This is a genomic window from Photobacterium sp. 1_MG-2023 (assembly GCF_030547945.1).
Lineage (GTDB): Bacteria > Pseudomonadota > Gammaproteobacteria > Enterobacterales > Vibrionaceae > Photobacterium.
Window position 1 is genome coordinate 1 of record NZ_JAUORR010000008.1, and the last position, 22,577, is coordinate 22,577.

The following is a 22,577-nucleotide window of genomic DNA, read 5'->3' on the forward strand; positions in this document are numbered from 1 at the left end:
GCCGAACTCAGACGTGAAACGCAGCAGCGCCGATGGTAGTGTGGGGTCTCCCCATGTGAGAGTAGGACATCGCCAGGTTTGTTTACCCATCTTGGGTGATAGCTCGCATCTTCCGGGACTTGTGATGCTCACGTACTCCAGTACGCTGCGCGTCTCAGTTCGAAATTTGCATCGCATCACGCAAGATGACCGAAACAAAGCAGTGAAATGTAAGACTTTGTTTAGATAGATTTTGCTGGTATAGCTCAGTTGGTAGAGCGCACCCTTGGTAAGGGTGAGGCCCCCAGTTCAAATCTGGGTACTAGCACCACAATTTGTTTAGCGACCATAGCGCTGTGGAACCACCTGATCCCATGCCGAACTCAGACGTGAAACGCAGCAGCGCCGATGGTAGTGTGGGGTCTCCCCATGTGAGAGTAGGACATCGCTAAACACCCTCTTTTAAACCCAGCCTTCGGCTGGGTTTTTTCATATCTGCGATTCTTTAACCCCTCACGACTTCAATTGAACACTCTCTTTCTATTAGTTTTTTTCAATATTAGTACGCTTATCTATAATTCTTTTAATGCGGTATTGCTTGCAGTCATGCGTGATTTTCTATAACTTTTGGGTATCTGGACGTCTAAACATCTTAGCGGAGTGAGAATATGCCCATCAAAATTCCTGATCAATTACCGGCAACTGATATTTTACGTGGTGAAAATATCTTTGTGATGTCCGAAAAACGGGCTGCCAGTCAGGAAATTCGTCCGCTGAAGGTGTTGCTGCTGAATTTGATGCCGAAGAAAATTGAAACTGAAACTCAATTTCTTCGTTTGTTGTCGAATAGCCCCCTGCAGGTTGATGTCGAGTTGCTTCGTATTGATAATCGGCCAACCAAAAATACACCGACTGAGCACTTGGATACCTTTTATCGCCAGTTTGAGATGGTGAAGAACCGTAATTTCGACGGACTGATTGTCACGGGAGCGCCACTTGGTCTGGTTCAGTTTGAGGATGTGCTTTACTGGGAGGAAATTCAGGCCATTTTGAATTGGGCCAAAGGACATGTCACGTCGACCATGTATGTTTGCTGGGCGGCGCAGGCAGGGTTGAAGTTAATGTATGACCTGCCAAAGCGGACCCGGAAAGACAAACTATCGGGTATCTATACACATACCACGCACCATCCACATCATCCGCTGCTGCGTGGATTTGATGATACTTTCCTGGCGCCGCATTCAAGATATGCAGATTTCTCTGCAGATTTTCTGACCCAGCATACCGATCTGGATATTCTGGCGACATCGGAGCAAGCCGGAGTTTATCTGGCGACGACCAAAGATAAGCGAAGCGTCTTCGTGACGGGGCATCCGGAATATGATGCCAAGACACTGCATCATGAATACATGCGTGACTTAGGGGAAGGAATGGAGCCGAACATTCCGGTTAACTACTATCGTGATGACAATCCGGATCATGAACCTTCAGCAAGCTGGCGCAGTCATGGTCATCTGTTATTTTCAAATTGGTTGAACTACTGTGTTTATCAGCAAACGCCTTATGATTTGGACCACTTCTCGGAAGACAAATTTACCAAAGATGATGATTGATATTTACGAGAAATAAAAAAGACCTGCACATTGCAGGTCTTTTTTATTTGGGAGATTTCAGGACCTCGGGTCAGTCTCGGTCTGATTGCTGGCTTGTATACTGTCAGCTTCTTTTTGATTGTGTTTGGCTTCCCATGCTTTGGCTTTCTCTATCATTGGCGTAATTGTCGAACCCTGGATCAGGATAGAGAACACCACCACGGAGTATGTCATGACCAGAATCAGCTCTTTTACGTCGATGTTTTTCTCCGGGATCACAATGACGCCCGCCGGAATCGCCATGGCCATCGCGAGAGCCAGACCACCACGCAAGCCACCCCAGGTGAGGATCTTCACCGATTCCGGGTTGTATTTCCGGAACCGTTTAAAGCCGATGTAAGACAGTTTGACGCTCAGGAAACGCGCCAACAGCACCAGCGGTACTGCGATGACCATCAGCGTCCAGTCCTCTTCGTGAAAACTGAACGACAGCATACTCATTCCGATCAGCAGGAACAGGACACCGTTGAGGAACTCGTCAACAAGCTCCCAGAAGTGATCCAGGTGGTCTTCACTTTCTTTGGAGAAACCAATATAGCGGGTCCAGTTCCCGATCATAATGCCAGACACCACCATCGCAAGTGGCCCAGAGACATGAATAATATCTGCAAACGCATATCCTGCCGTTGGGATGCCCAGTGTCAGCAGCAGTTCCATGGAGTGATCATCGGTGGAACTAATCAAATAGTGGAACAGCAGACCCAGTACGAAACCGTAAGTAATGCCACCGATGGCTTCCTGCAGGAACAGATGACCGACGCCCAGAATGGTTGGCGCTTCATCACCAAACGCAATGGTGAAGAGTGTGACAAAAATGACCAGACCGAAGCCATCATTGAACAGTGACTCGCCCTCAATCTGGGTTGAAATACGGCGGGGGGCGTGTAACTTTTTCACAATCGCTAGGACGGCGATCGGGTCCGTTGGTGAAATCAGTGCCCCAAACAGCAGACAGTAGATCAGGTCAAACTGGATGCCCAGCGTCTGACAAATCCACCATAGCGCGCCCCCGATAAAGAACGTCGAAAAGAGGGTGGCTCCCAAGGCCAGAATTGCAATTTCCCATTTCTGATCTTCAAGATGCGGCAGTTTGATCCCCAATCCCCCGGCAAACAGCAGAAAGCCAAGGATCCCTTTCAGCAGAAAGCTCTCGAAGTCGATTTGTCCCAGTTGTTCAGCAGCAATTTCTTCCAGATGAAACCAGCCATTGTGGCCTGCGATCACAATCCCGAGTGATAAAACAATGGCACCTGCAGTGATGGCAATTGTGGTTTGCATCTTGCCTATTTTGTGGTTAATAAAGGCAATAACCATCGCAGCTGCGGCGAGAAAACAGAGGGTACTGTATACCGACATCCTTGGTCCTCATCTGTTGAAATAGTGTAAAGCAAAAATTGTGACAAAATATAAATGCTCAAGCCCGGGATAGCCATAAAAACTTTGAGCTTATCCTTGAAGAATTAGTTTTCGCAAACGATGTATAGACGTCTAGATTTCCAATCAGGCTGTGATAGGATGTGAACAGCTGATAAGTTTAAGTGTAAGGAAGTAAGCAGTGTCGAAGGGAACGGATAGAATACAACAGCGGTTGAAAGAACAGATCCTGATCATCGATGGTGGCATGGGCACCATGATCCAGAGCTATAAGCTGGAAGAAGAGGATTATCGCGGGGAACGTTTTTCAGATTGGCATTCCGATCTGAAAGGCAATAATGACCTGCTGGTGCTGACGCAACCGCAACTGATTCGGGACATTCATGCAGCCTATCTGGAAGCAGGCGCCGATATCCTGGAAACCAATACTTTCAATGCCACCACCATTGCGATGGCCGACTATGATATGGAATGTCTGAGTGCCGAGATTAATTTCGAAGCGGCCAGACTGGCGCGTCAGGTTGCGGATGAGTGGACGGCAAAAACACCGGATAAACCTCGTTTTGTGGCGGGTGTGCTTGGTCCGACCAACCGGACCTGTTCTATTTCGCCAGACGTCAATGATCCCAGCTTCCGCAATGTCACCTTTGATCAGTTAGTGACTGCTTACGCCGAATCTACCCGAGCCCTGATCCGGGGTGGTTCGGACCTCATCCTGATCGAGACAATTTTCGATACCCTGAATGCCAAAGCCTGCGCATTTGCCGTGGATACTGTCTTCGAAGAGCTTGGGCAAACCTTGCCAGTGATGATTTCCGGTACGATCACTGATGCATCTGGCCGGACACTGTCTGGTCAGACAACGGAAGCCTTTTATAACTCCCTGCGGCACGTGAAGCCGATCTCCTTTGGCCTGAACTGTGCATTGGGGCCGGATGAATTGCGTCAGTATGTGGAGGAGCTGTCCCGGATCTCTGAGTGTGTCGTTTCAGCGCACCCCAACGCAGGCCTGCCGAATGCGTTTGGTGAATACGATCTTGAAGCCGCGGAGATGGCTGAGCATATCCGGGAGTGGGCTGAATCGGGTTTTCTGAATCTGGTCGGTGGCTGCTGTGGCACAACGCCGGAGCATATCCGTGAAATGGCGCGGGTGACTGCAAACGTCAAACCCCGGCAAATTCCTGAACTGACTGTGGCTTGCCGCTTATCTGGTCTGGAACCACTGACGATAGAAAAAGACACCTTGTTTGTGAACGTGGGTGAGCGGACTAATGTGACAGGTTCGGCTCGTTTTCGTCGTCTGATTAAAGAGGAATTGTACGACGAAGCACTGGAAGTTGCCCGTCAGCAGGTTGAAGCCGGTGCGCAGATCATCGACATCAATATGGATGAGGGCATGCTGGATGCGGAAGCAGCCATGGTGCGCTTTCTGAATTTGTGTGCCTCTGAGCCAGAGATTTCCCGTGTTCCGATCATGATCGACTCCTCGAAGTGGGAAATTCTGGAAGCCGGCCTGAAGTGCGTGCAGGGCAAACCGATCGTCAACTCAATCTCACTCAAAGAAGGCAAAGAGAAGTTTGTTGAGCAGGCCAAACTGATCCGTCGTTATGGTGCGGCGGTGATTGTGATGGCTTTCGATGAAGTGGGCCAGGCAGATACCCGGGAGCGGAAGATAGAGATCTGTACCAAAGCCTATCGCGTCCTGGTTGATGAGGTCGGCTTCCCGCCGGAAGATATTATCTTTGACCCGAATATCTTTGCAGTCGCGACCGGAATTGAGGAGCACAACAACTACGCGGTGGACTTTATTGAAGCGGTTGGTGACATCAAGCGGACGTTGCCGCATGCCATGGTCTCCGGGGGCGTGTCGAACGTGTCGTTCTCATTCCGTGGAAACGAGCCGGTTCGTGAAGCCATTCATGCTGTGTTCCTGTATCACTGCTTTAAGAATGGGATGGATATGGGCATCGTGAACGCCGGTCAGCTGGCGATTTACGATGATTTGCCGGAAGAGCTCCGGGTGGCTGTGGAAGATGTGGTGCTCAATCGACGAGATGATTCGACCGAGCGCCTGCTGGATCTGGCTGAAAAATACCGGGGCACCGGCGAAGCCGTTGAAGATAAAACTGCCGCAGAATGGCGAAGCTGGCCCGTCGAGAAGCGTCTGGCACATGCATTGGTGAAAGGGATCACTGAGTTCATTGTCGAAGATACGGAAGAAGCCCGCCAGAACGCCAGCAAACCGCTGGAAGTGATTGAAGGTCCGCTGATGGCGGGGATGAATGTGGTGGGTGACCTCTTCGGTGAAGGGAAAATGTTCCTGCCACAGGTGGTGAAATCTGCCCGCGTGATGAAACAGGCAGTGGCTTACCTGGAACCTTATATCAATGCCGAGAAGCAATCTGGCAGCAGTAACGGAAAGATCCTGCTCGCGACGGTGAAAGGGGATGTTCATGATATCGGGAAGAATATTGTCGGTGTCGTTCTGCAATGTAATAACTTCGAAATCATTGACCTCGGCGTCATGGTTCCGTGCGACAAAATCCTGAAAGTGGCCAGAGAAGAGAAGGTCGATATTATCGGCCTCTCCGGGCTGATCACGCCTTCACTGGATGAAATGGTGCATGTTGCCAAAGAAATGGAGCGGCAGGGTTTTGATCTGCCTCTGCTGATTGGCGGGGCCACAACCTCCAAGGCCCATACCGCCGTCAAAATTGAGCAAAACTACCATGCCCCTGTTGTTTATGTTTCAAATGCCTCGCGTGCTGTCGGGGTCTGTTCGGCACTCTTGTCCGAGAGGCAGCGACCGGCCTTCGTTGAACGTCTGGATCAGGAATACGAGGTGGTTCGTGAGCAGCATGCCCGTAAGCGTCCGCGCAGCGCGCCCGTGAGTCTGGAAGCGGCCCGTGAAAATAAAGTAGCTATCGACTGGCAGGCGTACGCGCCCCCAGTGCCAAAAAAACCGGGCATCCATGTTTTCAAAGATTTTGATATCGCAACCCTGCGCCGTTATATCGATTGGACGCCATTCTTCATGACCTGGTCGCTGAGTGGCAAGTATCCGACGATTCTGCGCCATGAGGTGGTGGGTCAGGAAGCACAGCGCTTATTTGATGATGCCAATCAGCTTCTGGACGAGATTGAGGCAACTGGCAGCATCAAGGCGAATGGGGTATGCGGTCTGTTTCCCGCCAACAATATTGGCGATGACGTTGAAGTGTATACCGATGAAACCCGGACAGAAGTGTTCACGACACTGCGTGGTCTGCGTCAGCAAACCGAAAAAACCAAAGGGCCGAATTACTGTCTGTCCGATTACATTGCGCCGAAGGACAGCGGTAAAGCCGACTGGATTGGTGCCTTTGCCGTAACCGGCGGAATTGGTGAGTATGAGATTGCCGAGCAGTTCAAGGCAAAGGGCGATGATTACAATGCCATCATGATTCAGGCGGTGGCTGATCGTCTGGCTGAAGCCTTTGCGGAATGCATGCACGAGCAGGTTCGTAAGGAAATTTGGGGCTATGCACCGGATGAAAACCTGGCCAATGACGATCTGATCCGTGAAAAGTATCAGGGGATTCGTCCGGCACCGGGGTATCCGGCTTGTCCTGAGCATACGGAAAAGGGCGAGATCTGGACACTGCTGGATGCAGAAACCAATACGGGAATGAAGCTGACTGAAAGCTTTGCGATGTGGCCCGGGGCGGCTGTTTCAGGCTGGTATTTCTCTCATCCGGAATCCCGCTATTTTGCCGTGGCGCAGATTCAGCGCGATCAGATGCTGAGTTATGCGGCGCGCAAAGGCTGGGATGAGACGGAAGCCGAGAAATGGCTGGGGCCAAATCTTTAAACTGTGTTGGTAAGGCTTCTTGAATCGGAAGTTTTGCGGCAGTTTAGGAAATCAGAAAGGGCGCTGAAAGCGCCCTTTTTCGATCGCAGTGGTGCTGAGAATTACTCAAAGATCTTGCGATGCAGATTCTGGGCAATCGGTAGCGCGTGCTCAGTTTTGACCAGGAAACACAGGTTATGTGGGCTGGCGCCGTAGCAAATCATCCGCAGCTTATATTCTTCCAGTGTATTGAACACCTTGCTGACTGAACCTGCGGTCTGACTCATGCGGTTTCCGATCAGAGAGATCAGGCACAGCTCCTGTTCTATCTCAACACGGCACAGCTCGCTGAGCGCTGCATGTGCTCCCGGAGGCAGCGTTGGCGCGCCGCCGCCTGTGTCAGTCTGATCCATGGTCAGAGACACGCTGACTTCAGAAGTCGAAATCAGATCAACCGATACTTTGTGTTCCGCCAGAATCCGAAAGACCTCAGCCAGAAAGCCGTAGGCATGGAACATGTTCAGGCTGGTCAGGGTAATCAGGGTCTGGTTGTTGCGCAGTGCCAGCGCACGAAACAGGGGCGCATCACTCACTGTTTTACGGATCCAGGTGCCACCTTGTTCCGGGGCTTTCGATGAGCCGACAAAAACGGGGATCTGGCGACGAACGGCTGGGATCAGCGTCGATGGATGCAGAATCTTGGCACCAAAGTTTGCCATTTCAGAGGCTTCGCTGAAGCTGATTTCTTTGATTGGCGTGGCTTTGGGCGCGATACGCGGGTCAGTCGTGTACATGCCCGGGACATCAGTCCAGATCTCCAGCGTACCTGCATCAATGGCTTCAGCCATCAGTGCGGCACTGTAGTCACTGCCGCCACGGCCCAGCGTGGTTGTCCGGCCCAGCTCATCACTGCCGATAAAGCCTTGTGAGACCACAATTTGATTGTGCAGCAGCGGTAACAGGTTTTCTTCACTCAACTGGCGAATCATCTCGGGTTCCGGGCTGGCTTTGCCAAACCGGCTGTCCGTCCGCAGAACTTCACGAATATCGTAACGGACGGCATCCGCACCCATTTCGCACAGAATTTGTGTAAACAGATAGGTCGACAGCAGTTCGCCATTCGCAACCAGCTGATCGGTCAGCTCTGCTGATTTATGCTCAGCAGCCTTATCCGCCAGTGCTGCGACCTGATCCAGCAGCGCGTGGACGGCGCTTTCAATGGTTTCAGGTTGCTGTAAATCCGCCAAGACGCTCTGGTGAATGGCGCGCAGGCGCTCCATCAGGCTAGTGCGGTGTTCAGCATCGGCAACGCCGTTGGCTAATTCGACCAGAATATTGGTCACACCGGAACAGGCACTGATCAAAACCAGCTTGGTTGTTGGATTTTGAATGACAATCTTGGCACTACGGCTCATTGCAATGAAATCAGCCACACTCGTGCCGCCAAATTTTGCGACAGTGATTTCAGCGTTCAACGCTGAAGAAGAAATTACAGGGCTCAATGTGATCTCCCACTTAACAAAGCGTAAACATGGGGCAAAATTTGGGGAATCTTTCCGACTTGATGTCAGAAGAGCCTATCGGCGAGACATGAAAAGACAGCTGCGACCAGAAGCTCTCCACCTGTGCTTGATGCTGCAGGTGACAGCCAGAAGGATTCAACCTTCAAAGCCGATACGGCAAGCCCCCTGTCTTACCGTATCTCGGCGTTGCTCCCCCTCTCTATGGTGCTTTGGGGTGGGGCCCCGCCGCATAGATACCTGGATAACGCGCCTCTTCCGTTTTCACCTGAAAAAGAGATTTCAGGGTGAACAAAAATTGCCCTTATTGAATAGGAGCCGGGGGGCTTTGTCAATGCCTGAATGCATTTTTCTGTGTCGGGATTGTTACAGACTTTGCATAAATTTCTACGCTCGGTTTCTGTCCGGATGCATTCTGGTATGCTCCTTGGGGATAGCGCCAAAACACTATCGTTGCCAATAACTTTGAATGCGTTGATAAAAAAGGATTACTGCGCATTTTGATGGAGAAACCTCATGACAGTTCAGAGTTTTTACCCGCCACAACGCACCCTGATGGGACCCGGCCCGTCGGATATTTATCCTCAGGTCTTACAGGCGCTCAGCCGTCCGACGTTGGGCCATCTTGACCCATTGTTTGTCGGGATGATGGACGAGCTGAAACAATTACTTCAGTACGCATTTCAAACCACCAACCCGTTTACGATTGCCGTTTCGGCACCGGGCAGCGCCGGAATGGAAGCCTGTTTCGTCAACCTGGTTGAGCCGGGTGATAAAGTTATTGTTTGCCGAAATGGCGTTTTTGGCGAGCGGATGCGCGAAAATGTTGTGCGTTGCGGTGGTGAAGCGGTGCTGGTGGATACAGACTGGGGTAAACCGGTTGACCCTGCTGCGGTTGAGGCGGCACTGAAAGCGCATCCGGATGCGAAAATTCTGGCATTTGTGCATGCGGAAACCTCAACCGGCGCACTCAGTGATGCTGAAACCTTGTCCAGGCTGGCGCGTGCGCACGGTTGCCTGACAATTGTGGATGCAGTGACGTCACTGGGCGGTGTGCCGCTGAAAGTTGACGAATGGCAATTGGATGCTGTGTATTCCGGCAGCCAGAAATGTTTGTCCTGTGTGCCGGGTCTGTCGCCGCTGACCTTCTCACCACGTGCGATTGAAAAAATCCAGCAACGCAAAACGCCGATTCAGAGTTGGTTTCTGGATCAAAGCCTGGTGCTGGCGTACTGGAGTGGTGAAGGTAAACGCAGCTATCACCATACCGCACCGGTTAACAGTTTGTATGCACTTCACGAAGCGCTAGTTCGCTTGCAAAATGAAGGTCTGGAAAATGCGTGGCAGCGTCATGCCGACATGCATCAGGCGCTGAAGGCAGGGCTGGAAGCCATGGGCATTCGGTTTGTGGTGGATGAAGCGAGTCGCTTACCCCAGTTGAACGCGATCTATATTCCGGAGGGCGTCGATGATGGTTTGGTTCGTCAGACACTGCTGGAAAAATACAACCTTGAAATTGGCGCGGGTTTGGGAGCGCTTGCCGGTAAGGCGTGGCGTATTGGACTGATGGGCTATGGTGCCCGTCTCGAAAATATTGCGCTGTGTCTGAAAGCACTGGAAGACGTGTTGCAGCCAAAGCAGTAACAGCTTGCCTGTCAAACAACGGCTGCCTTGGCAGCCGTTTTTGTTTCCGGTTTATTCTGGCTGCGCTACCGCTGCCAAATCGGGCTCAGCCGCCGGTAAGGTGGGCACTTTCAGGACGGGCAGGGCAGCATCACTGAAATCCTGTCCGGGGAACAGGAACATGGCTTCTTCTCTGACATGCGCTGCCATGCTGGCTTGCCCTAACGCCTGATGGGCAATGATCAGAAACTGATACAGGATGGGTCTGGGAATCTCCTGTGCTTTTTGAGCTGCCCAGCGAATAAAGCTTTGGATCTGCTCTGGATGATTCTGTGCAATCCCGTTTTTCAGCTGGCTCTGGTACAGATCCCATTCATACCTGTGTTGCCAGCTCCAGGTATTATTCACTTTTTCTAAAGCCGTCTGATCCGGCGGAACGGTTGTTTCGAAACGGGTGAGCATGGCCCCTGAGTACAGGGTTGTCAGCATGAAGGCACTGACACCTGCGGGCAACAGGATGGCACTGAATCGAAAGGGTTTGTGAAACCGCAGCGACTGTTTGAAATATTTGGCACTCAGTGCATCAATCCAGTACAGCAGGACAATGAAAATGACCCAGTGGGCCAGTGAGTGATAAAACGGGTATTCAAGCTGAGTATGCAAAGTGATTGGGAAAATCAGTGCGACCAGTGCCAGCTGAGTGTTCGCCGGCGCTCGCCGGATCTTTGCCAGAACCGCAGTGGCAGCAAGCAGAAGCCCCAGCAGGGGAAGAATACCGCCTTCACTGGCCCAGAACAGCAGCTCATTATGGGGATGATCCAAGCCAGGTAACCCATAGGGCTGAGACGGATCGGCCTGATGCCATTGAGCGGTTTGCAGCATATAAGCAGCTTCAAAATTACCGTAACCCACGCCCCGCATTGGTGCATGCTGGAACATTTCTGTCACTTGCGGGTAGATGATGGCGCGCGCACTTTCCAGCGAGACCCTGCCCGGTTGCGGGGCCCAGGACAGCATATCGGTCAGGTTCCAGGCCAGACTGAGTCCTAAAGCGACCATCAGCAGCCACAGGCGCCACTGCACACGGGCGGCAAATTGCAGGAGATAGGGCAGAATGAGTAATGTGCCAATCACGGCGGCGATCCAGCCGGTGCGTGAGCTCAGGACGACGAGCATGGGGATCACGGCCACGGGCGTGAAGAGTAACCCCAGATGCGGAAAGGCCCAGCGCCCCTGAATCATTGGCTGGCGTGCCATCAGATAGGCTGAAAGCACCAGACCGGTTGCCAGAAAGCTGGCCATCACATTGGGCTGCTGAAAAATACCGTAAGGCCGATTGACCACCGTATCGTAGCCAATTCCGTTTTCCGGGCTGATCCAGATGAACATGTACCAGGCCAGCGCCGTCTGCAGCCAGACGGCTTTCAGAATCAGCCACAGAATCTGCTGACGTTGTTTCTGGCTGAAAGCAAACTGCTGCAGGGCAACAAAAAACAGCCATCCTGCCCAGAGTGCGAAGAGCCGGTTCGCGGCCCCTGCGGGGGAGGCTTCGGGATAGAAAACGGGCAGCGTGAGCATCACACAGCACAGAAAGAAAACCAGCGTCAGCCGGGAATAACGCAGTATTTTTTGTCGGCTGACTTCCAGCAGGCCGATAGCAATTGCGAAGCTGAACGGGATCCAGCTGCTGACATTGAACGGCAACATCAGCCCTGAACCGCCCTGATTGTGCTGAAAATAATGCATGTTCAGCAAAAACAGAAATGTCAGCGTCAGCAAGAAAGGCCGAGTCAGCGGCTTGCTTATCGTTGCAGCGGCCAGTCGGGTGCCCCGTAAAAGAATAACAGTCACGTTGTCCGATCCCTCGGCTAATCAACAGTTCAGTCAGGCTGAGCGCACAGCCTGACCAACAAGGTTATTATTATGCCTGCTGTGCCGCGGACAACGCGGGCAGCAGTGGTTTGAGGAAACGGGCGGTATGCGATCCCGCGACTTCAGCAACTTGCTCTGGTGTACCGGTCGCGATAATTTCACCGCCGCCACTGCCACCTTCCGGCCCCAGATCAATGATCCAGTCTGCCGTTTTGATGACATCCAGATTATGCTCGATCACGACGATGGTATTGCCGTGATCCCGCAGTCGGTGCAGTACGCTGAGAAGCTGCTGGATATCGTGGAAGTGCAACCCTGTGGTTGGTTCATCCAGGATATACAGCGTTTTGCCGGTATCACGCTTGGACAGTTCCCGCGCCAGTTTCACCCGCTGGGCTTCACCGCCGGACAACGTCGTCGCCGCCTGACCCAGTCGGATATAGGATAAGCCGACATCCATCAGGGTTTGCAGTTTTCTTGCGATTGCGGGCACAGGATCAAAGAATGTCCGGGCGTCCTCAACGGTCATGTCCAGCACTTCATCGATGCTTTTGCCTTTGTATTTCACTTCCAGAGTCTCGCGGTTGTAGCGCTTCCCTTTACAGCTGTCACAAGGCACATACACGTCCGGCAGGAAGTGCATTTCCACTTTAATTACCCCATCGCCCTGACAGGCTTCGCAGCGGCCGCCTTTGACATTAAAGCTGAACCGGCCCGGTTTATAACCCCGGGAGCGGGATTCCTGTGTGCCGGAGAAGAGTTCGCGGATTGGGGTGAAAATACCGGTATACGTGGCCGGGTTTGAACGTGGTGTCCGGCCAATTGGGCTCTGGTCGATATCAATGACTTTGTCGAAATGATCCAGGCCCTGAATGTCATCATATGGCGCAGGCTGGCCGGTGGTGGCGCCGTTTAGTGCATGATGGGCAATTTTGAAGAAGGTATCGTTGATCAGTGTGGATTTACCGGATCCGGACACCCCGGTGACGCAGGTCAGCAGACCCACAGGGATCGACACATCCACTTGTTTCAGGTTGTTGCCACTGGCTCCTTTCAGATGAACGACTTTCTTCGGATCCATGGCGATCCGTTCTGCCGGGACTTCAATCTGCATTTTGCCGCTCAGATAGTGGCCTGTCAGCGAATCCGGTGATCGGAGAATATCGTCGAGCGATCCTTCGGCAATCACCTGTCCGCCGTGCACGCCGGCACCCGGGCCGATATCGATGATGTAATCAGCGCTGCGAATCGCATCTTCGTCGTGCTCGACAACCAGCACGGTATTGCCCAGATCCCGAAGCCGGGTCAGGGTATTGAGCAGGCGTTCATTATCGCGCTGGTGAAGGCCAATGGAAGGCTCATCCAGCACATACATGACCCCGACGAGACCGGCGCCAATCTGGCTGGCCAGACGGATCCGCTGTGCTTCACCACCGGAGAGCGTTTCTGCACTGCGCGACAGGTTGAGGTAATTCAGACCGACGTTGACCAGGAAGGTCAGACGGTCGTTGATTTCTTTGAGGATCTTATCTGCAATCTGCGCGCGCTGGCCTTCCAGCTTCAGCTCAGTAAAGAAATGAAGCGCCTGACTGATGCTCATCTCACTGACCACTGGCAGGTTGGTGCTGTCGATAAAGACATGGCGTGCTTCTTCGCGCAGACGGGAACCCTGACAACTGGCACACGGCTTGGTAGAAATATACTTGGCCAGATCTTCCCGAACCGCATTGGATTCTGTTTCACGATAACGGCGTTCCATATTGTTGAGGATCCCCTCAAACGGATGACGCCGGACCGTGACATCGCCGCGATCATTGATGTACTTGAACTCAATATTCGTGGTGCCTGAACCTTGCAACAGGACTTTCTGGATTTTCAGGGAGAGATCGCCAAACGGAGCTTCGACATCAAAACCGTAATGTTCAGCCAGTGAACTCAGCATCTGAAAATAGTAGTAATTGCGTTTGTCCCAGCCGCGAATGGCACCGCCAGACAGGCTGAGCTCATCATTCTGGACGACACGGGAAGGATCAAAGTATTGCTGAACACCGAGGCCATCGCAGGTCCCGCAGGCACCGGCCGGGTTATTGAACGAGAACAGGCGCGGTTCCAGTTCACGCATACTGTAGCCGCAGTGAGGACAGGCAAAGTTGGCTGAGAAAATCAGCTCCTCCATGTCGCCTTCATCCATCGGGCTGACAACGACAGTACCGCCGGACAGCTCCAGCGCTGTTTCGAAAGACTCGGCCAGACGCTGCTGCAGATCATCCCGGACTTTAAATCGATCCACCACAACTTCAATGGTGTGTTTTTTGTGTAATTCCAGCGTTGGTGGATCGGACAGATCGCAGACTTCACCATCGATCCGGGCACGGATATAGCCCTGTGCCGCCAGGTTGGCTAGGGTTTTCAGGTGCTCGCCTTTCCGTTCTTTAACGATCGGTGCGAGCAGCATCAGCTTACTGCCTTCCGCTAGGGTCAGCACTTTGTCGACCATCTGGCTGATCGTCTGTGCCGCGAGTGGGACATCGTGTGTCGGACAGCGCGGCTCCCCGACACGGGCAAAGAGCAAACGAAGGTAGTCGTAGATTTCTGTGATGGTCCCCACGGTCGAGCGCGGGTTGTGCGAGGTTGATTTCTGCTCGATGGAGATCGCCGGAGACAGACCTTCAATGTGGTCGACATCCGGTTTTTCCATCAGAGACAGAAACTGGCGGGCATAAGCCGACAGAGATTCAACATAGCGGCGCTGACCTTCGGCATACAGGGTATCGAATGCCAGAGATGATTTGCCCGAACCCGACAGGCCGGTGATCACGATGAGCTTATCCCGGGGGATCGTCAGGTTAATATTTTTGAGATTGTGGGTGCGCGCACCCCTGACTTCGATCTTATCCATAATTGCAGTTATCAGCGCTTGAATAAATAGATTTGCATTATTGCATAGCCCTGAGGGCCTTAAAAGACTTGACTGTATAAAAACACAGTGCTTTGATCGTCTTTTGTGCGACCGGTCAGGCGGTGGGAAGCGTGATGTTACCCTATGCCTGTGGGGGCGCGCCATGTTAAACTTGGCGATTAAGTATAAACTTTGAATCAGAGAAGGGTGTCAGGATTGGCAGCCTCAACAGCGAAAACCTGGAGTGAACTATGGCCAGTCGTGGCGTAAATAAAGTGATCCTGGTGGGTAACTTAGGACAAGATCCTGAAATCCGTTATATGCCGAACGGCGGTGCAGTCGCAAATATCACCATCGCGACTTCTGACAGCTGGCGTGATAAAGCCACCGGCGAACAGCGTGAAAAGACAGAATGGCACCGTGTGGCGCTGTTCGGCAAGCTGGCTGAAGTGGCTGGTGAGTACCTGCGTAAAGGGTCTCAGGTTTACATTGAAGGTCAGCTGCAAACCCGTAAGTGGCAGGATCAAAACGGTCAGGATCGCTTTACGACCGAAGTGGTTGTTCAGGGCTTCAACGGTGTGATGCAAATGCTGGGTGGTCGTCAGGGCGGCGGCCAGGGCGCGCCAATGGGCGGTCAGCAGCAGCAGGGTGGCTGGGGACAACCACAGCAACCACAACAGCAGCAACCGAAACAGCAGCAAAACTACGTGCCTCAGCAGCAGTCTGCACCTCAGCAGTCTCAGCCGCAGTACAATGAGCCGCCAATGGATTTTGACGACGATATCCCGTTCTGATCCAGACAATCGACTGATTGTATTTGCGAAGAAGCCTCTGATGATTCAGGGGCTTTTTGTTTTCTGGTGTTGTTACAGGAACAGCCGATGCAGTTGGTATGGCTGGCGGTGACAAAACTGTGATGTTCTCGTGAAGTCGGTGTGATACAGCCAAGTAAGTGTTTAGGGCTGTGATAAAGTCAACGAGTTGCAGGTAGTCTTGAGACGGAACATGAAACTCGTCAGAAAAACACAGTTACGCGCGCAGGATGCGACTTCAGAACAGCATGATGAAGTCGCCTTGTTTGAGTTGCAGCGTGATCAGGCCGCCAGATACACCGTGGTGGTTCGTCGCTATTACCGTGGCGCTATCCTGAAAGAAACCCAGAAAACACAGGAACCTGTTGATTTGGCACGGGCCGAAAAAGTGTTTGATTCTGTGGTGGTTGCGAAAGTGAATCAGGGGAATGTGGTGCCGGATCGGACAGCCCGTGCGACTGAGCACAGGCCAGTGAATCTGGGGCGACGGATTATGCTGGAGAAAAATCCGGCGCACAGGGCCCGGCAAATCTGGCGTCTGCCGCCGGAGAAAGATCCGGATATGGCATTCATGGTTGCCGGTTATCTGGGCCATGATGTGTGGCGCCACGATTACAGTCTTTTATGGACGCTGGGCCGAATTGGCTCATCCCAGAATATCGCCATGATCCGGCCTTATCTGCGGCACAGTCATCCGGTACTGGCCGGGCTGGCGCTGGAAGTGATCCTCAGCCTGACGGAACCTGAAGCGCGAGAACAGAGTTATCTGGCCATCACGGGGCAGAGCGAACGGCTTGAGCCGGATTTGCTCCGTGAGGAGGTCCGCGCTTTTTGCGCATTGTCGCGGTCTGCGGCTGCCGAGCAGCCGATCAATGATTTGCTGAAACAAGCGTATCTGCAGGCTTTATTTGATCCGGCTCTGCGACAGGCTCTGCTGGCGCTGCTGCCGGATATTCCACTGTGTCCCGGTGCATTCAAAGGGATGCGCTATCTGCTGAAAATGAGTGAATTTCGGCTGGATGCTGATTTCTACGCGGTGTTGAATCTTCGGGTGGAAAACAGAAAGGCGTTTTTCATTCGGGACTGGCAGTATCATTACACCCCGGAAGCGGGCCGGATGCATGTTCAGGAGGAACTGGCATCTGAGAAAGCCCGGTTGGCTTATTCTCAGAAAACACGCCACTACCTGATGACCCGGTGCTGGCGGACACTCAGGCAACTGGGCGCTATGGGCAGCGCGTATTATACCGTGATGGCTGAATCGCTGCTGCTGGGTTACTGCGATACCGAACACGGTTTGCCGGTTGCGAAGTCACCGATTCTGAATGCCATCATCCGGACGCAGGATCCCCGTTATCAGAAAAATGCACGTGGGATCTGGCGTGAATGCCCGGATGTTTCGTTTGCAGGACGGGGCGAAGCTTTCCCGCATTTGTGGGATCAGGCACCGTCATCTTTGGTCAACATTGCCACGCATAGCCGCTGCGAGGCGGTTTCAGATTTTGCGATCCGTGCCTTGTCTGACAGTCACGAAGCTTGTCAGTCGTTGCCCAGAGCCACACTGATTGCGCTGGCCCTCAAACCGTATTTCGCAGCGCAGCAGTTTGCGCTGGAATGGCTGGCGGTGGATGTGGCGCGTGAGCCGCTGACGAGTGAAGAGCTATTCACACTGCTGAGCAGCGATGTGGCTGCGGTGAATGAGTTTGCGCTTGCGCAGCTGAGCCTGAAGCGCGACTTGCGCAGTGACACGCCATTGCTGGCATCTTTGCTCTGCGTGAACAGTGCGCCATTCCATCACTGGCTCAGCAGTGAATCGGCCCGATCCGCATTGGCTTATCTCGATCAGAATCGCCTGCTGGATGATTGCCTGTCCTGTTTTATCGCCACCGATCTGAGTCAGCACCAACATTTACCCGATGTGTTTGCCTGGTTGCAACAGACTTGCGGCAGTGCGTTTGCACGATTGACCTTGGCACAGATTGAGCCCTTGCTCCGGTCCGGTTGTCCGGCAAAACTCTGGCTGGGTTGCAAATGTCTGGACGTGATGCCGATCCGCTACAGCGACATCAGGCCTGATATTCTGGACATCATTCACAGTGCGGCATCGGAAGAGATCCGTGCGTTCAGCATTGTATTGCTCAAGAAACTGACCCCGGATGATTTGGCGTCACGGCTGGATACATTACTGGCATTACTCACGCAAAGCGCCCCGCCAGCGCAGGAAGCGATTCTGGCCGTCCTGACGGTGTCGATACAATCGCGTCCCAATCAACGGGAACATCTGTTCGAACAGGTGCTGCAATTGCTGCACCGCCGAAAACTCGATCAGAGGCTCCAGCAGCAGCTGGCTGAATTTCTCCGACAGCAGTTTGACCGGGCACTTCAGCAAAATCATCAGGATGCACTCTGGTTGCTGGCAACCGCGAGATCAGAGCTGGTTCAGTCTGAAGCCGTCATCTATTTAGAAGCGGGGGCTGCCCGTGCGCTGTCCGGCGACCAATGGTTCCGCCTGCTGTCGAGTCCGACGGCTGGGCTCAGGGCGCTGGCGCAGGCCTATTTTGAGCGCGATCCGGATGCGCTCCGAACACATCCCGACGGGTTACTGCCAGTTCTGGAAAGCGCCTGGGCGGATACACAAGCGTTCGGTTTTACGTTTTGTGAACAGCAGATGCAGCGGGAAGACTGGCCGGCAGAACAGATTATCGCGGTGTGCGACAGCGTCGAGACAGAGGTTCAGTTGTTTGGCCGTGGCCTGCTCGAGCGTTATTTTGAGGCTGCGGACGGGCAGCATTATTTACTGCATTTGAGCCAGCATCCGTCGCCGCTGGTGGAAGACTTTGTCAGTGCGCTGCTGCCGGACTATGCCGCAGGAAATGAAGCCATGATTCTGGCGCTCCGACCCTATTTCCTGTCTGTTTTATCCCGTGTTAATACAGGTCGTCAGGCCAAAGACCGGGTGTTGCAGTTCCTGAGTGAACAGGCAGCCAGCACTCCTCAGATCCGCGATATGGTCTGCGCGTTGCTGACACGGTTGTCGCTGACGTCTGTGCACAAAGACAAAGCAGCTTATCTCAAGCTCATGATGCACTTAACGCAAGCACACGAAGCGGTGGATTTACCCGCCCGAATCAGAATGCGTCCGGTTCGCCAGCCGGCTGAACGCAAGGAGTAACCATGGAAGTCACTTATCGTTATGCCCGCCAGTCTCAGGTGGGCTCTGGCCGTCAGCATGCGGAAATGACCTTTGCGCCGGACTTGTCCCGCCCGCCAACATTCTTTGTCGGGGAACTGAAAGACAAGCGACGTTTCCGGGAGGCGATTTCCTGTCTGCATCAGGTGGTGATCTCGGACATGCGATTCCAGCCCAAGAACCGCGATGACTATCAGCGCTGGCTGGCCGGCGAGGAATCGCGGCTGTTGGCAGAATTCGGCGAAGTCGCCGAGAGTCACCGAAAGGAGCGTCAATCCGTTCAGGAAGAGCTGGCAGCAATGAAGGCTCAGGCCGATGCGGTGATGGGACCTTTTTACAAAGCGCAGGCAAAATATTTTAATTACCTGTACAAGCAGGATCTGGATGCCTGGTATGTGCTGGACCCGGTGATCACCGTGCACCCGGATCAGGTGTTTTTTGAGTGCTTCTCGGAAGATGAATCCAGCTACGGCAAATTGAGTTGTCGTTATGATGTTTTCGAACACGTGACTGATCAGGCCTTTGGCACCACAAATATTGATTATTCGCAGGGGTTATATCAGGCGTTTCAGAAGATCCGGGATTACCGCACCACATTTCTGAAAATTGATCCGGAAGGGTTTCAGATTCAGACGTCTGGCGGAGGCGGCTTTGACGAGAAAAAGATCGATCTGCCTGAAAGCTGGGTGCGGGGTTTTTTGCAGGTGAGTTCAGCGATGACTCTGCCGATGGTGAAACTGCGCTTGCAGCCGATGGATATTCACAACCTGTGTCTGCACCTGAAGCGGAAAAAAGAAGACATCGGACCGCGGGCCATGAAGTTTGTTCTGCAACCGGGACAGCCCATTCGTGTGATCATGGAACCCTGGAATGATGTCCTGCAATTTGATCGCTCTATTTATCAGGGCGAAACCCCGCAGACGATCCGGATCTGGGGGCGGCGCCGTCTCTTGATTCTTGAACGTCTGCTTCCGGTAGCGGACGCGTTTGATGTGTTTCTGATGGGGGATGGTTTCCCTTCGTTTTATGTGGCACATCTCGGCCCAATGTCGTTCACCCTGGGCCTGTCTGGCTGGAGTGCCAATGACTGGTCCAGATCCGGAAATTTTGATCTGCTGGCACCGAGAGAAGCGGTGGATGCGCTGACCCGTCAACGGGTGTATGACCTGCTGGCAGCCCGCCATCTGGAAAGCGCGCCGCGACTGGCAGCTCAACTCAACCTGGATCTGAGTGTCGTGAAATCGGCGCTGGCGCAGTACAGTCAGTTAGGTCTGGTGCTTTATGACATCGAAATGGACGTTTACCGGATCCGTCAACTCTACAACACGCCGGTTGATCTGGAAGCGGTTCGTTTCAGGAACGACAGAGAGCGAAAGGCGGCGAACTTTGTTCAGGCCCGTTTGGTGTCGCCGGGAGCGATGCGTCGTGGCGATCGGGGAGCGGAGTTGTCGGGCAGTGTGATGGACAATGGCCGGGAGCATCAGGTCCAGCTGACCATCGATTCGGATCAGCGTCTGATTCAGGCGCAGTGTGAGTGTTCCTTCTCGCGCCAGCATCAATTGCGTCAGGGGCCCTGTGAGCACATGCTGGCGTTGCGGCTTCATTGTGCCGGAGAGGCGCTGTGATGACCCGATTTCCTGAATCCGGCTCACTGAATGCCCAGTTGCCGGTTGCCTTGCGATGTCAGATGCATACAATGCGGTGTTATGGCAGCGTGGCTCCGGAACCTTGCATCGCGAATGGTGGAGCGCCATTCTGGTGGAAAGACTACCCACGCGTCACTGGCCCAATCTTAACTGGGCCGCACAGTCACCTATATCGCTATTGCGGTTTGACTTCGCAGAAGTCAACGAGCGACATAGGTAACGTGCGGCATCGAGTTGATTGCACCAGTACTGAGAACTCTTCGAAGGAAGCGGCCGCGCTGCCAACCCTCTTCCGACTTTCTATTCAGCCCCTCACTGCATGGGCTTCTGTTCAGTTGCGACCAGTGGTATCCCGCCATGTCTGATTCAAATAAGCACCAATCGGCGGAGACCGTGCAGGATCCGTCTCCGAAACTGACCCGTCAGCAAATTTATGATCGGATTCGTCAGTCCAGCAAAGATGACTATATCCTGCGTGAAATGATCCGGCTTGGATTCTGGAAATCTGATGAAGATCAACCCAGCCTGACGGAACGCTTTGTGGCCAAACGCACAGCGCTGATAACCCGGCTGCGGACGCTGACCCAACTGGACAGGCTCTACAGCGACCCGGAGAAGGCGTTGGCCGCCATGCACAAGGCCCGTAAAAAGGCTGCGCTGGAAAAACGGGAGCAAACCCGGATTGCCCGAAACCGAACCCGGTTTGAAAAGGCGCTGGCCTGGTACCAGCGCCAGAGAGAGGAATTTACCTTCCTGGGAGAAAGTGTTTCCGGTGGATTAGCACGGAAAACATCGGATCCGTTGCGGTTGTCCCGCTATCAGCTGATGCAATTTCAGTCGGTGGCTGAGGTGGCGGGCAGTATGGCCATCCCGGTGTCGGAACTGCGCTTTTTGTGTTACCGCAAAGAGGTTTCTCCGGTCAGCCATTATCAGGATTTTGAAGTCGCAAAAAAATCGGGCGGTACCCGGATCATTTCTGCGCCCATGCCTCGGATGAAACGGGCTCAGTATTGGTTGCTGGATGCAGTTCTCACCCGAATCCCGGTGCATGACGCCGCGCATGGCTTTGTGCCGGAGCGAAGTATCGTCAGTAATGCCAGACCCCATGTGGGCAAAGCCGTGGTGATCAATCTGGATTTGAAAGATTTTTTCCCGACCATTACCTATCGGCGCGTTAAAGGCATGTTTCATCAGTTGGGGTACAGCGAGGAACTGGCAACCACCTTTGCACTGATCGCCACCAAGCCAGTGACGCAAGCTGTCGAGATGGATGGCAAAATCTGGCATGTCGCACAGGGTGAGCATGTATTGCCACAGGGATCGCCTTGCAGTCCGGCAATCAGTAATCTGCTGTGCCGGCGAATGGATGCCCGTTTACAGGGCATGGCGGATAAGCTGGGATTCACCTATACCCGTTACGCCGATGATCTGACCTTTTCCAGCGATAATGTCAGCAAAGTGCAGTCATTACTCTGGCGATGCAAACAGATTGTTGCGGATGAAGGCTTTGTGGTTCATCCGGAGAAAACCCGGGTGATGCGGCGTCATCAGCGTCAGGAAGTGACCGGCGTTGTGGTCAATGATGGCCTGTCAGTCGAGCGAAAAACGCTGAAACAGTTTCGGGCCGTGCTGCGGCAGGTTGAGCTCGATGGCCCGGTCGGAAAGCAATGGGGCAAAGGCGAATTGTTTCAGAGCCTGGCCGGGTATGCCAACTTCGTTGCGATGGTCAATCCGGAAAAAGGCATCCCACTGCAAAAGCAGGTGGTGCGTCTGAAGCGTCAGTACGGATTCAGCGTGCCGAAGGGCAAAATCGGTGAACTGAACAAACGACTGTTCAGGTTAAAAGTCGCTCGCGGAGAATCACCGAGATCCCGCTGGTGGCAGCCGAATGAAAAACCGGCGCCGGAGCTGGCGTTGACGCAGCAGCAAAAGGCTGCACAGCGTCAGGCTGCCAAGGCAGACAGCCTGTCCGCTCAGTCGGTCACCCCGGCGGCGACATCAGAAACGGACTCCGAAACGGATCCTACGGCATTCAGCCCGATGATGTGGGTCATGATGATGCTCACGCTGCCCTTTGCGCTGCTTTGGATGTTTGTGACCGCTTCCTGGAAAACCAAACTCTGGGTTCTGAGTCTCGGCTATGTCCTCTATTGGCTGTTTTTTGGCTAAGGCTTGAATTGG

Annotated in this window: 11 protein-coding genes, 1 tRNA gene, 1 rRNA gene and 1 riboswitch; of the genes, 9 read left to right on the forward strand and 4 right to left on the reverse strand. The window is 53.3% G+C overall.

Annotated features, from left to right (window positions below):
- Positions 1 to 234: 234 nt before the first annotated feature.
- The 3 genes from Q4579_RS09040 to metA all read left to right on the forward strand — a co-directional run bounded on the left by Q4579_RS09040 (position 235) and on the right by metA (position 1,592).
- A tRNA-Thr gene (locus tag Q4579_RS09040) sits at positions 235 to 310 on the forward strand.
- Positions 311 to 317: 7 nt separating this feature from the next.
- Positions 318 to 433 (forward strand): 5S ribosomal RNA (rrf, locus tag Q4579_RS09045).
- Positions 434 to 647: 214 nt separating this feature from the next.
- The gene (gene metA, locus Q4579_RS09050; RefSeq protein ID WP_303563379.1) at positions 648 to 1,592 is read left to right on the forward strand and encodes a homoserine O-succinyltransferase; all 945 of its coding nucleotides are present in this window, start codon (positions 648 to 650) and stop codon (positions 1,590 to 1,592) included.
- Between the two features lie 57 nt (positions 1,593 to 1,649).
- On the opposite strand, the gene Q4579_RS09055 is transcribed toward metA, so the two are convergent.
- Positions 1,650 to 2,987: a sodium:proton antiporter gene (locus tag Q4579_RS09055; protein WP_303563381.1), complete on the reverse strand. Its 1,338-nt coding sequence runs from the start codon at positions 2,985 to 2,987 to the stop codon at positions 1,650 to 1,652.
- A gap of 199 nt (positions 2,988 to 3,186) precedes the next feature.
- On the opposite strand from Q4579_RS09055, the gene metH reads away from it, so the two are divergent.
- Complete coding sequence (gene metH, locus Q4579_RS09060; RefSeq protein ID WP_303563383.1) at positions 3,187 to 6,855, forward strand: methionine synthase; 3,669 nt, start codon at positions 3,187 to 3,189, stop codon at positions 6,853 to 6,855.
- Between the two features lie 101 nt (positions 6,856 to 6,956).
- Here the strand turns inward: metH and lysC are convergent, their stop codons facing one another.
- Positions 6,957 to 8,336: a lysine-sensitive aspartokinase 3 gene (gene lysC, locus Q4579_RS09065; protein WP_303563385.1), complete on the reverse strand. Its 1,380-nt coding sequence runs from the start codon at positions 8,334 to 8,336 to the stop codon at positions 6,957 to 6,959.
- A gap of 102 nt (positions 8,337 to 8,438) precedes the next feature.
- A riboswitch (Lysine riboswitch) is annotated at positions 8,439 to 8,620 on the reverse strand.
- 250 nt (positions 8,621 to 8,870) lie between these two features.
- Between lysC and Q4579_RS09070 the strand changes: the two genes are divergently transcribed.
- Positions 8,871 to 9,998, forward strand: coding sequence for an alanine--glyoxylate aminotransferase family protein (locus tag Q4579_RS09070; RefSeq protein ID WP_303563388.1), 1,128 nt, complete (start codon positions 8,871 to 8,873; stop codon positions 9,996 to 9,998).
- Between the two features lie 51 nt (positions 9,999 to 10,049).
- On the opposite strand, the gene Q4579_RS09075 is transcribed toward Q4579_RS09070, so the two are convergent.
- Both Q4579_RS09075 and uvrA read right to left on the reverse strand, forming a co-directional pair.
- Positions 10,050 to 11,828, reverse strand: a complete 1,779-nt coding sequence (locus tag Q4579_RS09075) for a PglL family O-oligosaccharyltransferase (protein ID WP_303563390.1) — start codon at positions 11,826 to 11,828, stop codon at positions 10,050 to 10,052.
- Positions 11,829 to 11,898: 70 nt separating this feature from the next.
- Positions 11,899 to 14,748: an excinuclease ABC subunit UvrA gene (gene uvrA / locus Q4579_RS09080; protein ID WP_303563392.1), complete on the reverse strand. Its 2,850-nt coding sequence runs from the start codon at positions 14,746 to 14,748 to the stop codon at positions 11,899 to 11,901.
- Between the two features lie 251 nt (positions 14,749 to 14,999).
- Between uvrA and Q4579_RS09085 the strand changes: the two genes are divergently transcribed.
- The 4 genes from Q4579_RS09085 (at position 15,000) to Q4579_RS09100 (ending at position 22,565) form a co-directional block, all read left to right on the forward strand.
- On the forward strand, positions 15,000 to 15,542 hold the full coding sequence (locus tag Q4579_RS09085; protein WP_303563394.1) for a single-stranded DNA-binding protein: 543 nt from the start codon (positions 15,000 to 15,002) through the stop codon (positions 15,540 to 15,542).
- Between the two features lie 211 nt (positions 15,543 to 15,753).
- A complete protein-coding gene (locus tag Q4579_RS09090; RefSeq protein ID WP_303563395.1) occupies positions 15,754 to 18,732 on the forward strand; it encodes a hypothetical protein in 2,979 nt (992 codons plus the stop codon).
- Between the two features lie 2 nt (positions 18,733 to 18,734).
- Positions 18,735 to 20,375, forward strand: coding sequence for a hypothetical protein (locus Q4579_RS09095; RefSeq protein ID WP_303563397.1), 1,641 nt, complete (start codon positions 18,735 to 18,737; stop codon positions 20,373 to 20,375).
- 378 nt (positions 20,376 to 20,753) lie between these two features.
- Positions 20,754 to 22,565 (forward strand): reverse transcriptase family protein, encoded by a 1,812-nt coding sequence (locus Q4579_RS09100; protein ID WP_303563398.1) that lies wholly within the window; start codon positions 20,754 to 20,756, stop codon positions 22,563 to 22,565.
- Positions 22,566 to 22,577: the final 12 nt, after the last annotated feature.

Bases quoted from the DNA above. Each gene is read 5' to 3' on its own strand.
- Q4579_RS09085 (WP_303563394.1), top strand. From the start codon at position 15,000: ATGGCCAGTCGTGGCGTAAATAAAGTGATCCTGGTGGGTAACTTAGGA.
- metA (WP_303563379.1), top strand. From the start codon at position 648: ATGCCCATCAAAATTCCTGATCAATTACCGGCAACTGATATTTTACGT.
- Q4579_RS09055 (WP_303563381.1), bottom strand. From the start codon at position 2,987: ATGTCGGTATACAGTACCCTCTGTTTTCTCGCCGCAGCTGCGATGGTT.
- uvrA (WP_303563392.1), bottom strand. From the start codon at position 14,748: ATGGATAAGATCGAAGTCAGGGGTGCGCGCACCCACAATCTCAAAAAT.
- Q4579_RS09090 (WP_303563395.1), top strand. From the start codon at position 15,754: ATGAAACTCGTCAGAAAAACACAGTTACGCGCGCAGGATGCGACTTCA.
- Q4579_RS09070 (WP_303563388.1), top strand. From the start codon at position 8,871: ATGACAGTTCAGAGTTTTTACCCGCCACAACGCACCCTGATGGGACCC.
- Q4579_RS09095 (WP_303563397.1), top strand. From the start codon at position 18,735: ATGGAAGTCACTTATCGTTATGCCCGCCAGTCTCAGGTGGGCTCTGGC.
- Q4579_RS09100 (WP_303563398.1), top strand. From the start codon at position 20,754: ATGTCTGATTCAAATAAGCACCAATCGGCGGAGACCGTGCAGGATCCG.